This is a genomic window from Halopseudomonas sp. 4NH20-0008 (assembly GCF_057548395.1).
Window position 1 is genome coordinate 132,712 of record NZ_BAAJMD010000002.1, and the last position, 12,658, is coordinate 145,369.

The 12,658-nt window shown below is 56.5% G+C and carries 11 protein-coding genes; 5 read left to right on the forward strand and 6 right to left on the reverse strand.

What is annotated here, in order from left to right; all coding sequences use genetic code 11:
* Positions 1-7: 7 nt before the first annotated feature.
* Both gyrB and AC27HQ_RS02815 read left to right on the forward strand, forming a co-directional pair.
* Positions 8-2,422 carry a DNA topoisomerase (ATP-hydrolyzing) subunit B gene (gene gyrB / locus AC27HQ_RS02810; RefSeq protein ID WP_487154364.1) on the forward strand — a complete coding sequence of 805 codons (2,415 nt, stop codon included), beginning with the start codon at positions 8-10 and terminating at the stop codon, positions 2,420-2,422.
* Positions 2,423-2,567: 145 nt separating this feature from the next.
* Positions 2,568-3,590, forward strand: a complete 1,023-nt coding sequence (locus AC27HQ_RS02815) for a sensor domain-containing diguanylate cyclase (RefSeq protein ID WP_487154366.1) — start codon at positions 2,568-2,570, stop codon at positions 3,588-3,590.
* A 48-nt stretch (positions 3,591-3,638) separates the two neighbouring features.
* Here the strand turns inward: AC27HQ_RS02815 and AC27HQ_RS02820 are convergent, their stop codons facing one another.
* From AC27HQ_RS02820 to glyQ, 5 genes are all read right to left on the reverse strand, one after another.
* Complete coding sequence (locus tag AC27HQ_RS02820; RefSeq protein ID WP_487154367.1) at positions 3,639-4,817, reverse strand: PilT/PilU family type 4a pilus ATPase; 1,179 nt, start codon at positions 4,815-4,817, stop codon at positions 3,639-3,641.
* Between the two features lie 20 nt (positions 4,818-4,837).
* Positions 4,838-5,581, reverse strand: coding sequence for a lysophospholipid acyltransferase family protein (locus tag AC27HQ_RS02825; RefSeq protein WP_487154369.1), 744 nt, complete (start codon positions 5,579-5,581; stop codon positions 4,838-4,840).
* The gene (gene gmhB / locus AC27HQ_RS02830; protein WP_487154370.1) at positions 5,578-6,117 is read right to left on the reverse strand and encodes a D-glycero-beta-D-manno-heptose 1,7-bisphosphate 7-phosphatase; all 540 of its coding nucleotides are present in this window, start codon (positions 6,115-6,117) and stop codon (positions 5,578-5,580) included. The genes AC27HQ_RS02825 and gmhB overlap by 4 nt, the downstream gene beginning before the upstream one ends.
* Positions 6,118-6,203: 86 nt before the next feature.
* Complete coding sequence (gene glyS / locus AC27HQ_RS02835) at positions 6,204-8,258, reverse strand: glycine--tRNA ligase subunit beta (RefSeq protein WP_487154371.1); 2,055 nt, start codon at positions 8,256-8,258, stop codon at positions 6,204-6,206.
* Complete coding sequence (glyQ, locus tag AC27HQ_RS02840; protein ID WP_487154373.1) at positions 8,258-9,205, reverse strand: glycine--tRNA ligase subunit alpha; 948 nt, start codon at positions 9,203-9,205, stop codon at positions 8,258-8,260. The genes glyS and glyQ overlap by 1 nt, the downstream gene beginning before the upstream one ends.
* Before the next feature lie 118 nt (positions 9,206-9,323).
* On the opposite strand from glyQ, the gene AC27HQ_RS02845 reads away from it, so the two are divergent.
* From AC27HQ_RS02845 to AC27HQ_RS02855, 3 genes are all read left to right on the forward strand, one after another.
* The gene (locus AC27HQ_RS02845) at positions 9,324-9,917 is read left to right on the forward strand and encodes a DNA-3-methyladenine glycosylase I (RefSeq protein WP_487154374.1); all 594 of its coding nucleotides are present in this window, start codon (positions 9,324-9,326) and stop codon (positions 9,915-9,917) included.
* Positions 9,918-9,984: 67 nt separating this feature from the next.
* Positions 9,985-10,872: a lysophospholipid acyltransferase gene (locus tag AC27HQ_RS02850; protein WP_487154376.1), complete on the forward strand. Its 888-nt coding sequence runs from the start codon at positions 9,985-9,987 to the stop codon at positions 10,870-10,872.
* 33 nt (positions 10,873-10,905) lie between these two features.
* Positions 10,906-11,178: a PilZ domain-containing protein gene (locus AC27HQ_RS02855; RefSeq protein WP_487154377.1), complete on the forward strand. Its 273-nt coding sequence runs from the start codon at positions 10,906-10,908 to the stop codon at positions 11,176-11,178.
* 22 nt (positions 11,179-11,200) lie between these two features.
* On the opposite strand, the gene AC27HQ_RS02860 is transcribed toward AC27HQ_RS02855, so the two are convergent.
* Positions 11,201-12,649: a TrkH family potassium uptake protein gene (locus AC27HQ_RS02860; RefSeq protein ID WP_487154378.1), complete on the reverse strand. Its 1,449-nt coding sequence runs from the start codon at positions 12,647-12,649 to the stop codon at positions 11,201-11,203.
* Positions 12,650-12,658 lie beyond the last annotated feature (9 nt).

Below are 12,658 nucleotides of genomic sequence, written 5' to 3' on the forward strand. Positions count from 1 at the left end.
CAAGACCATGAGCGACAATAACACCTATGACTCATCCAGTATCAAGGTACTCAAAGGCCTTGATGCGGTGCGCAAACGCCCCGGTATGTACATCGGCGATACTGACGATGGCACCGGACTCCACCACATGGTGTTTGAGGTCGTAGATAACTCGATTGACGAGGCCCTGGCTGGTCACTGTAGCGATATCAGCATCACCATCCATACCGATGAGTCAATCACGGTAAAGGATAACGGTCGGGGTATCCCTGTTGATATGCACGAAGAAGGCGTATCCGCAGCCGAAGTCATCATGACCGTGCTGCATGCCGGCGGCAAGTTTGACGACAACAGTTACAAGGTTTCAGGCGGTCTACATGGTGTGGGCGTGTCGGTAGTTAACGCCCTCTCCGAACAGTTGATCCTCACCGTACGCCGTGCAGGCAAGGTATGGGAGCAGTTCTACACCCATGGTGTGCCACAGGCTCCGCTGAAAGAGGTGGGTGACACCGATACAACCGGTACCCAGATCCATTTCAAGCCTTCGGCTGAGACCTTTACCAGCATCAGCTTCAGCTGGGATATCCTCGCCAAGCGTCTGCGGGAATTGTCATTCCTGAACTCAGGTGTTGGTATCAATCTGATTGATGAGCGCTCAGGCAAGAAGGAATTGTTCAAATACGAGGGTGGTTTGCGTGCCTTCGTTGAATACCTGAACCATAACAAATCGACGATCAACTCGGTGTTCCATTTCGATTTTCAGCGGGACGACGGTATCGCTGTTGAAGTGGCCATGCAATGGAATGACAGCTTCAACGAAAGCATCCTGTGCTTCACCAACAATATTCCGCAGCGCGATGGCGGCACTCACCTTGCCGGCTTCCGCAGTGCTTTGACCCGGACCCTGAATGCCTACATCGAACAGGAAGGCTTGCTGAAAAAGCTCAAGGTCAGCACCTCGGGTGACGACGCCCGTGAAGGTCTGACAGCGATTATTTCAGTCAAAGTACCGGATCCAAAGTTCTCGTCCCAGACCAAGGACAAGCTGGTGTCATCCGAGGTGAAGACTGCGGTCGAGCAGGAAATGAACAAGTGCTTTGCCGATTATCTACTGGAAAAGCCCGGTGAAGCCAAGGCGGTCGTGGGCAAGATGATTGATGCTGCCCGTGCCCGTGAGGCAGCTCGTAAGGCGCGTGAGATGACCCGCCGCAAGGGCGCCCTGGATATTGCCGGTCTGCCAGGCAAACTGGCGGATTGCCAGGAGAAAGACCCTGCCCTCTCTGAACTCTACATAGTGGAGGGTGACTCTGCGGGTGGCTCGGCAAAACAGGGGCGTAACCGCAAGACCCAGGCTATCCTGCCGCTCAAGGGCAAGATCCTCAACGTCGAGAAAGCGCGTTTTGACAAGATGCTCTCTTCCCAGGAAGTCGGCACCTTGATCACCGCCCTGGGCTGCGGTATCGGCCGTGAAGAGTTCAATATCGACAAGTTGCGTTATCACAACATCATTATCATGACCGATGCTGACGTTGACGGCTCGCACATCCGTACCCTGCTGCTGACCTTCTTCTTCCGGCAAATGCCGCTGCTGATCGAACGCGGTTACATCTATATCGCCCAGCCGCCGCTCTACAAAATCAAGAAGGGTAAGCAGGAACAGTACCTTAAGGATGATGAGGCGCTGGAAGAATACCTGACTCAGTCGGCGCTTGAAGATTCCTACCTGTTCGTCAACGAAGACGCACCGGGAATCACTGGCGAAGGCCTGGAGCGCATAGTGCAGGAGTTCCGCGGGGTAATGAAAACCCTCAAGCGCCTGTCCCGTCTTTATCCGCTGGAGTTGATGGAGCATTTTATCTATTTGCCGCGTCTAAGCCTGGACAATCTGGCCGATAAAGCTTTCATGCATGACTGGATCAGCAAGTTCGAAGCCATGGTCAAGACCGGTGAGCGTTCAGGTCAGCAGTTCAGTGTCAGCCTGCGTGAGGACACCGAACGGCACCTGTGGCTGCCCGAGGTGGAAACCATCTCCCACGGTCTGTCGAGCTACTGCACCTTCAACCGTGACCTGTTTGCCAGCAACGATTACCGTAGTATGGCTGAGCTGGGTGAGAAGCTGCAGAGCTTGCTCGAAGATGGCGCCTATATGCAGCGCGGCGAAAAGAAAAAGCCCATCACCCATTTCAAGGAAGGCCTGGAATGGATGATGAACGAAACCGCACGTCGCCACACTATTCAGCGCTATAAGGGTCTGGGTGAAATGAATCCCGATCAGCTCTGGGAAACCACCATGGATCCCGAGAGCCGCCGTATGCTGAGGGTGAATATTGAGGACGCCATTGCGGCCGATCAGATCTTCAATACGTTGATGGGCGACCACGTTGAACCGCGCCGCGAGTTTATTGAAAGCAACGCGCTGGCGGTATCCAATCTGGATGTGTGATGGCGTGACATTGTTGATTCTGCGAATTTCCGTGTAGTCTTGGTAGAGTCTTTTTTCTACAAACGCCTCCTTGAGCTCAAGGAGGCGTGAATGAATCCAGGACCGATTCATTCCACTTCAGCACGGAATTACTGCGGATGAAGCTATGACGGCGAATCTGAACGGCATTCTCGAAAAGCTTGCGTTAACCATTAACGATAGCAATGATCTTGAAGAGCTGGTTCGCCCGTTTTTGGAGATTCTCGAGGAAATAACCGGGCTGGAGTCTACCTACCTTACGCATATTGATGAGGCGCAAGGACTTCAGCATATCCTGTATGCCAACAACACCAAAACCCAGCAACTCGACATACCTGAAGGGTTGTCCGTTGAATGGGGCGATACCCTGTGCAAACGGGCGCTAGACGAGCAAAAGCCGTTCACTGACGATGTCGCCAGTTGCTGGGGTGATTCGCAAGCGGCTAGGCAGCTGGGTATCAATACCTATCTAAGCGAGCCTATTTGTATCGGTGACGGAGAGCTGTTTGGTACGCTGTGCGGTTCAAGTGCATCACGCATCAATATCAATAGCGATGCTAGGCGCCTACTGACTATGCTAGCCAAGTTGATTGCTCGGCAGCTAGAACGAGACAGGTTGCTTGAGCAGTTGCAGCGGGAGAATCTTGTCTTCAGCCAGCAGGCGCTGACGGATCCGCTCACGGGTATTCCCAACCGCCGCGCGTCGCTGCAGGAGTTGACCAGGGCGCTTGCTGGGGTCCGTCGAAGTGGTACCCCGCTACACCTTGCCTATATTGATCTGGACGGTTTCAAGGCAATCAATGACCAGTATGGCCACGATGCTGGAGACCGCTTTCTGATACAGATTGCCCAGCGCCTCTCAGAAGGACTCAGAGACAGTGATTTTGTTGCCCGCTATGGTGGAGATGAATTCCTGGTCTTTGGCCCGGCCCTTTCGGCAGACCTTGATGTGAGTCGTGAAGCAATTCGCAGCCGATTGGAGTCACTGACAATCGGAACCTATGACTTGAGTGGCGAGCCGTTCTTATACGCTGGGCCCAGTATTGGTATTGTTACTGCACTGGTTGACGAAAAGGACAGCGAGTCGTTGATCAGCCGTGCCGATGCAGCCATGTATGCGGTAAAACAGGCCCGCCGATCCGGCCGTTAGAGTGTCCCCCCCAAGTACAAAAAAGACAAACCAGACACAGTGACTTGTCTATCTGAAGTCATCCGTCAGGTCAGCATCGAACGAGCCGGCGGTAGCCGGTTTGGGTGTGTCACTGCCGGTACTGGTGCGGGCCGTGGGCTGAGTGGCAGGCCGCTCCGAAGCAGGGGAGGCCTCCATCTTGGCCCGTAACATCAGATCGTTACGTGAGTCAGCCAGACGTAGCGCTTCCTTGAGGGTGATGGCTTTTTCCGTGAGTAGTTGGAAAAGGTGCTGATCAAAGGTTTGCAGCGCCTTGTCGTCGGTACCGCTGCTCATGGCCTGGCGAATATCCTGTATTTCGTCGCGCTTGATCAGGGTGACAATATAGGGCGTTCGGATCATGACCTCGACAACGGGTAATCTTGGCTTTTGCGTACCTATTGCCAGACGTTGGCCGATAATCGCCGCCAGATTCATTGATATGTCACTTAGAACCTGTTGCCGCGTGTCTTCAGGAAACATATTGGCCATGCGCTCGACCGCTTGCACGGTATTGGTGGCGTGCATGGTCGCCAGTACCAAGTGACCGGTTTCACTGTAGTGCAGGGCATGCTGCATGGTGGCGCGATCACGAATTTCGCCAATCATGATGACATTTGGCGCTTCACGAAGGACGTTATGCAGGGCATCCTTGAAACTGTGGGTATCCAGCCCGACCTCACGTTGGTCGATGATGGACTCCTTGTGGTGATGCAGAAACTCGATGGGGTCTTCGATGCAGACAATATGTCCGGCACGGTTGCTGTTACGGTAATCAAGCATGGCTGCGAGGGTGGTGGATTTGCCCGAGCCGGTCGAGCCGGTCACCAGAATCAGACCACGGTCGAGCATCACCAGCTTTTCCAGAATCGCCGGTAGGCCCAGCTCGGCAAAGTTCGGAATCTTGTCGTTGATATAGCGGATGACCATCGCTACTTCACCGCGCTGAATGTAGATATTGGCCCGGAACCGCCCGACGCCCTGAAGCCCAACGGCCAGGTTCATCTCCAGATCACGCTCAAACTCTTCTATCTGTTTGGCGGACATCAGCGCCTCTGCCATGGCCTTGACCGAGCCCTTGGGCAGGGTCTCATTGGACAGTTTGACAAAGGTTCCATCGCATTTGATGGTCGCCGCTGCGCCCACACTGAGGAACAGATCGGAGCCCTTGAGCTCAGCCAGTTTGCGTAGGTAGTCGTTGATATCCATGCGCTGTCCGTCCTTCTGTCTTATTCTTGTCGCTGCACAGGCATGCCCTTGAGGGCGTTGTTGATCCACTGTTCAGCTGTCTTGTTGAGCTCAACAATAGCACGCGGATCCTGCCCTTTGGGGTAGATTGCCGGGCCAATGTGCACCTGTACTGTCCCCGGGTGCTTAGACCAGCCGAATTTCGGCCAGAATAGACCGGCATTGTGTGCCACCGGAACCACCGGGGCATCATTGACACAGGCTAGCGCCGCGCCACCACGGGAGAATTTGACCGGGGTACCTGGCAGGTTCCGAGTGCCTTCGGGGAATACCAGAATCCATACCCCTTCAGCCAAGCGTTCACCACCAATTCGGCTCAATTGCTTGAGTGAGTCGCGGCCGTTGCTGCGATCAATGGCAATAGGGCGGGCCAGCGCAAAGGCCCAGCCAAAGAAGGGCACGTAGAGCAGCTCTTTTTTGATCAATTGCGTCTGCGGGCGAAAGATCTGCTGAAGAAAAAAGGTTTCCCATGTGCTCTGGTGATTGGCCAGAATGACCCCGGGTTGCTGCGGGATATTCTCCAGGCCGGTGACCTGATAGCGAATACCAACCAGATGCTTGGTCAGCCAGATCGCGCCCCTGCTCCACCAGCCGACAATCAGAGTAAAACGCCAGCGAAAAGGCATGAAAGGCGCAACAATCAACATCAGCAGGCCCCAGAGCAGGGCGCTGCTGGCCAGTAAAAAATAAAAGAGAACGACGCGCAGGGGCATCAACAGACTCATGGTGCGTTTTCCAGAAGATGGTTGGCCACAGCGGCCAGAGAGTCAAATACCAGCGTGCCCTCGGGCAGCGCCTTGTGTTCAGTTTCTGCGCCTTTGCCGGTCCGCACCAGATAGGGAGTGCAACCCACACTCACCCCGGCCTGGAGATCGCGCAGGCTATCGCCCACGGTAGGTACAGCAGCAAGTGAGACGGCATAGTGCCGGGCAATCTGCTGAAACAGACCGGACGCGGGTTTGCGGCAATCACAGCCCTGATCCGGCGCGTGCGGGCAGTACACAATCAGCCCCAGTTCACCGCCCTGCTCCGCTACCAGCTGACGCAAACGACCATGCATCTTCTCCAGTGTTGCCAGATCAAAATAGCCCCGCCCCAGCCCCGACTGATTGGTGGCCACAGCAACAGTCCAGCCGGCTTTGCTCAGGCGTGCAATGGCCTCGATGGAGCCGGGCAGCGGAATCCATTCGGCCAGGGTTTTAATGAAGGCATCGGAATCCTGATTGATGACACCATCGCGGTCGAGGATGATCAGTTTCATATAACCCCAGCTGCAAGCCGCAAGCTGCAAGCAACAGACCGGACAGGTGGCTTTGCCCGGTTGTGCAAACAGCTAGCGAGTCCCATTTATCCCAAAAGCGAAATGTCAGCCACACCCAGGAACAAACTGCGCAGCCGCGCTAACAGGGCATAGCGGTTAGCACGAACAGCCAGATCGTCAGCGTTCACCAGCACCTGATCGAAGAACGCATCAATGGGCTCGCGCAACGAGGCCAGCTGTTCCAGGCTGCGTTGGTAATCGCGGCTGGCGGCCAGAGGTGCGTTAGCTTGTTCGGCCTGGTCTATGGCTTGGGCCAGGGCTTGCTCGGCGCCTTCCTGCAACAGACCTGAATCAACCTGCTGGCCAACCTGACCCTCGGCCTTGGCCAGGATATTCGATACCCTTTTGTTGGCGGCGGCCAGGGCATCAGCTTCAGGTAGACGACGGAACAGTTGTACCGCTTGTACCCGTTGATCGAAATCCAGCGGTGAAACCGGGTTCAGCGCGCGTACAGCCTGGTATACGGCGACGTCGATACCTTCGTCCTCATAGCGGGCACGCAGACGGTCAAAAATGAATTCCAGCACCTGGCTGAGCAGCGTATCGGCCTTGACCTTGTCGGCATACTGCGCAACCGCTGTTTGCAGGGTGCTGGATAGATCCAGCTCCAAACGTTTCTCGATCAGGATGCGCAATACACCCAGGGCAGCGCGGCGCAAGGCATAGGGATCCTTGGAGCCGGTCGGTAGCATGCCGATACCAAAGATACCGACCAGCGTGTCCAGCTTGTCGGCCAGCGCCACGGCAGCACCGGTCAGGGTACCGGGCAACTCGGCACCGGCACCGCGCGGCATATACTGCTCGTTCAGGGCCAGAGCAACATCTTCAGGCTCACCGTCATGCAGGGCATAATAATAACCGGCAATGCCCTGCAGCTCGGGAAATTCGCCGACCATTTCAGTGGCCAGATCACACTTGCTCAGCAGCCCGGCGCGTGCGGCGCGTTGAGCATCACCGCCAATAGCGGTAGCAATGCTGGCGGCCAGGCTAGAGACCCGCTGAGCCTTGTCGAAGACGCTGCCCAGTTGCGCCTGGAACACCACATTGGCCAGGCGCTGGTTACGTTGCTCAAGCGGCGCTTTCTTGTCCTGTTTGAAAAAGAACTCGGCATCGGTCAGGCGCGGCCGCACCACCTTTTCATTGCCGGACACAATCTGCGCCGGGTCCTGACTCTCGATATTGGCTACGGTGATAAAACGCGGCAGCAGCTTGCCCTGGGCGTCGAGCAGACAGAAATACTTCTGGTTGTCCTGCATGGTCGAGATCAGGGCTTCCTGGGGGACCTCAAGGAAACGCTCCTCGAACGAGCAGACCAGGGGTACCGGCCATTCCACCAGAGCGGTAACCTCATCAAGCAGGGCCTCCGGAACAATCGCTGTGCCCTGCTGCGCGGCCGCCAGCTCGGCGACGCGCTGACGGATCAGTTCACGACGCTCGGCAAAGTCGGCAATCACATAGGCGCCACGAAGGTTTTCCGCGTAGCTGGCCGGAGTGCTGATGCGAATTGCCTCGGGGTGATGGAAGCGGTGACCGCGAGAGGTGTGTCCAGCCTGCTGGGCGAGAATCTCGGCCGGAATGACCTGATCACCGAGCAGCATCACCAGCCATTGGGTGGGGCGCACAAATTCGGTTTTGCGCGCCGCCCAGCGCATACGCTTGGGTATCGGCAGGGCCGCCAGAGCGGTATCGACCAATGTCGGTAACAGTTCGGCAGCCGGTTGCCCTGGAATACTCTGCACAAAACGCAATTTCGGACCGCTACGATCCAGTTGCTCGATGCTCACACCACACTTGCGGGCAAATCCCAGTGCCGCCTGGGTTGGCTGACCTTCTGCATCGAAGGCGGCTTGCAGCGGCGGACCGTCCATTTGCTGACTACGATCCGGCTGCTGGGTTGCCAGGGCGGTGACCAGCACCGCCAGGCGTCGCGGGGCCGCGTAATAGCGTGCCGCCTGGTAACCCAGACCAGCGTCCTGCAGGCCCTTTTCAACGCCAGCGAGGAAGGCTTCAGCCAATCCTTTCAGAGACTTGGGTGGCAGCTCTTCAGTGCCGAGTTCAACCAGAAAATCCGCAGTCTGCATTATTCGGCCTCCTTGAGTTTGGCCAGTACTTCATCACGTAATGCCGGGGTGGCCATCGGGAAGCCCAGACGTGCCCGAGCCAGCAGGTAGCTCTGGGCAATCGCGCGGGACAGGGTACGCACGCGCAGAATGTATTGTTGGCGAGCGGTAACCGAAATCGCCCGCCGGGCATCGAGCAGGTTGAAGGTGTGTGACGCCTTGATCACCATCTCGTAGGCTGGCAGTGGTAATTCCGCGGCCATCAGACGGTTGGCTTCGCTTTCATAGAAGTCGAACAGTTCCAGCTGCTTCTCGACGTTGGCGTGCTCGAAGTTGTAGGTCGACTGCTCGACTTCGTTCTGATGGAACACATCGCCGTAGGTCACCTTGCCGAACGGGCCGTCGGAATAGACCAGGTCATAGACCGAATCGACGCCCTGCAGATACATCGCCAGCCGTTCAAGGCCGTAGGTGATTTCACCGGTTACCGGGTAGCACTCAACCCCACCCACCTGTTGGAAGTAGGTAAACTGCGTGACCTCCATGCCGTTCAGCCAGACTTCCCAGCCCAGACCCCAGGCCCCCAGGGTCGGTGATTCCCAGTTGTCTTCGACAAAACGGATATCATGCACCAACGGATCAATGCCAATGTGCTTTAGCGAGTCCAGATAAAGTTCCTGCATATCGCCCGGGTTGGGCTTCAACACCACCTGAAACTGGTAGTAATGTTGCAGACGGTTGGGATTCTCGCCGTAGCGGCCATCCGCGGGGCGGCGGCTTGGCTGCACATAGGCGGCATGCCAGGTTTCCGGGCCAATGGCGCGCAGAAAGGTAGCGGTATGAAAGGTACCGGCGCCCATTTCCATATCGTAGGGCTGCAGAAGTACACAGCCCTTCTCTGCCCAGTAACTTTGCAGGGCAAGGATCAGGCCTTGGAAACTGTGCGTGGCGGGGTTGGTCTGAGTCACGTTGTTCACCGCGGTTGGCATTAAAAGAAAGGCCGCAGTATACAATCAGACGGGGTAAGACATACAGGAACCGGGCCAGAAAGATCGGGCATCAGCGCATTTTTTACAGGGAGTCAGCATGAGTCAGCCATCAGACATCACACCGGAACAGTGTCGTTGCCAGTGGTGCTCGAATGATCCGGTCTATCAGCATTACCATGACACTGAGTGGGGCGTGCCGGAATATGACGCCGGGCATCTGTTTGAAAAGCTTCTGCTGGATGGTTTTCAGGCCGGCTTGTCATGGATCACGGTGTTGAAAAAGCGCGATCGTTATCGTCAGGTTTATAACGGCTTTGATCCGCACTTCATGGCCAATCAGAGTGAGGCGGATTTGCTTGGATTGCTACAGGATGCCAGCATCATCCGCAATCGCCTTAAGGTATATGGCGCGCGGCAGAATGCCCGCGCCTGGCTGGCGCTGGCTGAACAACAGGACCCGGCGGTCTGGCTCTGGGAGTTTGTCGGCGGTCAGCCGCTGGTCAATCATTTCGCCCACATCAGTCAGATCCCGACCCAGACCGCTGAAGCCCAGGCGATGAGCAAGGCGCTGAAAAAAGCCGGCTTCACCTTTGTCGGGCCGACCATCTGTTACGCCTTCATGCAGGCCACCGGTATGGTCATGGATCACACCACCGATTGTTTTCGATACCCGCTGCTGTCAGCAGGCTGAGACGCGCTACAGGTTATGCACCGTTGTCCATTACAATGCAGCCAATTGCATTAATCGGGAGGTTGTTGTGGAGCGGCTCAAGGGCGCAATAATCGTTGGCTTTCTCAGACTGGTGGCCTGCCTGCCCTTTGCCTGGGCTCAGCGCTGCGGAGCAGCAGTAGGCTGGCTGATGTGGAAGCTGCCGAATCGTGCTCGTGATGTGGTACGTATCCATCTGCAGCATTGCTTGCCGGAGTTGAATGAGGCTGAGCGCGAACAATTGGTGGGTGAGACACTCAAGGACACGGGCCGCAGCTTTGCCGAAAGCGCCTGTGCCTGGATGTGGAAGCCGGAGAAAACCTTGGCGCTGGTGCGCGAGGTTGAAGGCGCTGAACTGATTCAGGAGGCGATTGCCAAAGGCAAGGGCCTGGTCTGCATTACCAGCCACCTGGGTAACTGGGAGGTGCTCAATCACTGGTATGCGGCACAATGCTCGCCACTGGTATTTTACCGACCACCAAAGCAGAAGGTGGTTGATCAGTTGCTGCAACGGCAACGTGCGCAACTTGGTAACAGAACCGCACCCTCAACGCTGGAAGGCACCATCAGCGTCTTGAAGGAGGTGCGTCGTGGGGGAGCTGTCGGCATTCCTGCCGATCCCGAACCAGCATTGAAGAGTGGCGTTTTTGTACCCTTCTTTGCGGCCACGGCGCTGACCAGCAAGTTTGTCCCCAGTCTGCTCAAGGGTAATCAGGCCACGGCCCTGTACCTGCATTGCATTCGCCTGCCCGATCATGCCGGCTTCAAAGTCCTTGTGGAAGCGGCGCCCGAGACCCTTTACAGTAGTGATCCAGAGATTGCGGTAGCGAGCATGAGTCGCACCATTGAAGGCTATGTGCGACGCTGGCCAAGTCAGTATATGTGGAGCATGAAGCGCTTCAAGAAACGCCCGCCGGGCGAGAAGAAATGGTATTGAACCATTCATAATCACAGGCTTTACGGGGGTCACATGTCCAATCAGCGTCAACATCCGCGTACACCCATGCGCTGCCGGATCAAGATCAGTCACCCGGATATCGGTGATGTCTTCGGCTTTACCCGTGACCTGTCTGATGGCGGTGTGTTTGTTGAGAACCCTGATCTTACTGTCCTGAGTCCAGGCACTAAGGTGCTGGGTCAGGTACAGGACATGCCGTTTCCGGCTCCGGTACTGAACATGATTGTGCAGCGAGTGATCAAGGATGAAGGTGCTGGAATGGCCTTTTTGGACGAGCAAGAGTAGCGCCTGTCTGCGCAGGCACGCCTCAGCGCCGCCAGAACATCGGCGTCAGCAACACCAATAACGTAAAGACCTCAAGACGTCCGAGCAGCATGGCAAAGCTCAGCACCCATTTTACGCCGGCTGACAGCTCGCCATAGTGGGTTGCCACATCGCCCAGACCCGGCCCCAGATTGTTGATGCAGGCTGTCAGAGCCGAGAAGGCAGTGACAAAATCCAGTCCGGTGCCAAGCAGCAGCAGAAACAGCACGGCAAAGGCAAAGACGTAGACCGCACAAAACCCCCATACCGCCTCCACTACTCGATCCGGTACCGGCTTGTTGCCGAGCTTGACCGGAAATACCCCATGCGGATGCAGCAATTTCTTGGTTTCGCGCGAGCCTTGCTTGTACAGCAGCAACACGCGTATAACCTTCATGCCGCCGCCGGTTGAACCTGCACAGGCACCGATAAAACTGGCATATAGCAGCAGGAAGGGCAGCACAGTCGGCCAGGAGGAGAAGTCGGTTACACCGAAGCCGGTGGTGGTCGCGATGGATACGGTCTGGAAGGCCGCATAGCGAATCGAGGTCCAGACATCGTGATACTGGAAGTGGATCAGAATTACGCAGCAGATAATAAACAGGCTGGCCAGAATCAGAATGTAGGCGCGGCACTCCGGGTCCTGCCAGTAGTTTTTCAGCGAACGGAAGCGCCAGGCGAGAAAGTGCAGGGCAAAGTTGATCCCGGAAATCAGCATGAATAGTATGCAGATCAGCTCGATCAAAGGACTGTCGTAATAGCCGATACTGGCGTCATGGGTCGAGAAACCGCCGATCGCGACGGTCGAGAAACTGTGACCGATGGCGTCAAACAACTGCATGCCGGCTGCCCAGTAGGCTAACGCGCATGCCAGCGTCAGACCGGCATAGATATACCAGAGCACCTTGGCAGTTTCGGCGATCCGCGGGGTCAGTTTGTTCTCTTTCAGCGGGCCGGGCATTTCCGCACGGTACAGTTGCATGCCGCCGACACCAAGCATCGGCAGAATGGCCACGGCCAGCACGATGATACCCATGCCACCCAGCCACTGCAGCTGCTGGCGGTAGTACAGCAAGGCGCGCGGCAGGGTATCCAGACCGGTGATGACGGTGGCCCCGGTGGTTGTCAGGCCGGAGAAGGACTCAAACACCGAATCGGCCACACTCAGATCCGGGGTGTCGAGCAGATACAGCGGCACTGCCCCGAACAGCCCCAGTACCAGCCAGAACAATACCACGATCAGATAGCCGTCACGGGTGCGCAGCTCGCTGCGCTGTTTACGGGCCGGCAGCCAGATCAGCAGACCGGCCATCAGGGTAATGGCAAAACCGACTATAAAGGCTTCACGAGCGGCTTCACCATAGTAGTAACCCACCGCAACCGAGGGCAGCATACTGGTCGAAAACAGCATCAGCAGGATGCCGAGGATGCGCTGGATCTGTAGGTACTGCATGCGTGCCCT

Coding starts and splice junctions, on each gene's coding strand:
- gyrB (WP_487154364.1), top strand. CDS start 8: ATGAGCGACAATAACACCTATGACTCATCCAGTATCAAGGTACTCAAA.
- AC27HQ_RS02815 (WP_487154366.1), top strand. CDS start 2,568: ATGACGGCGAATCTGAACGGCATTCTCGAAAAGCTTGCGTTAACCATT.
- AC27HQ_RS02820 (WP_487154367.1), bottom strand. CDS start 4,817: ATGGATATCAACGACTACCTACGCAAACTGGCTGAGCTCAAGGGCTCC.
- AC27HQ_RS02825 (WP_487154369.1), bottom strand. CDS start 5,581: ATGAGTCTGTTGATGCCCCTGCGCGTCGTTCTCTTTTATTTTTTACTG.
- gmhB (WP_487154370.1), bottom strand. CDS start 6,117: ATGAAACTGATCATCCTCGACCGCGATGGTGTCATCAATCAGGATTCC.
- glyS (WP_487154371.1), bottom strand. CDS start 8,258: ATGCAGACTGCGGATTTTCTGGTTGAACTCGGCACTGAAGAGCTGCCA.
- AC27HQ_RS02845 (WP_487154374.1), top strand. CDS start 9,324: ATGAGTCAGCCATCAGACATCACACCGGAACAGTGTCGTTGCCAGTGG.
- AC27HQ_RS02855 (WP_487154377.1), top strand. CDS start 10,906: ATGTCCAATCAGCGTCAACATCCGCGTACACCCATGCGCTGCCGGATC.
- AC27HQ_RS02860 (WP_487154378.1), bottom strand. CDS start 12,649: ATGCAGTACCTACAGATCCAGCGCATCCTCGGCATCCTGCTGATGCTG.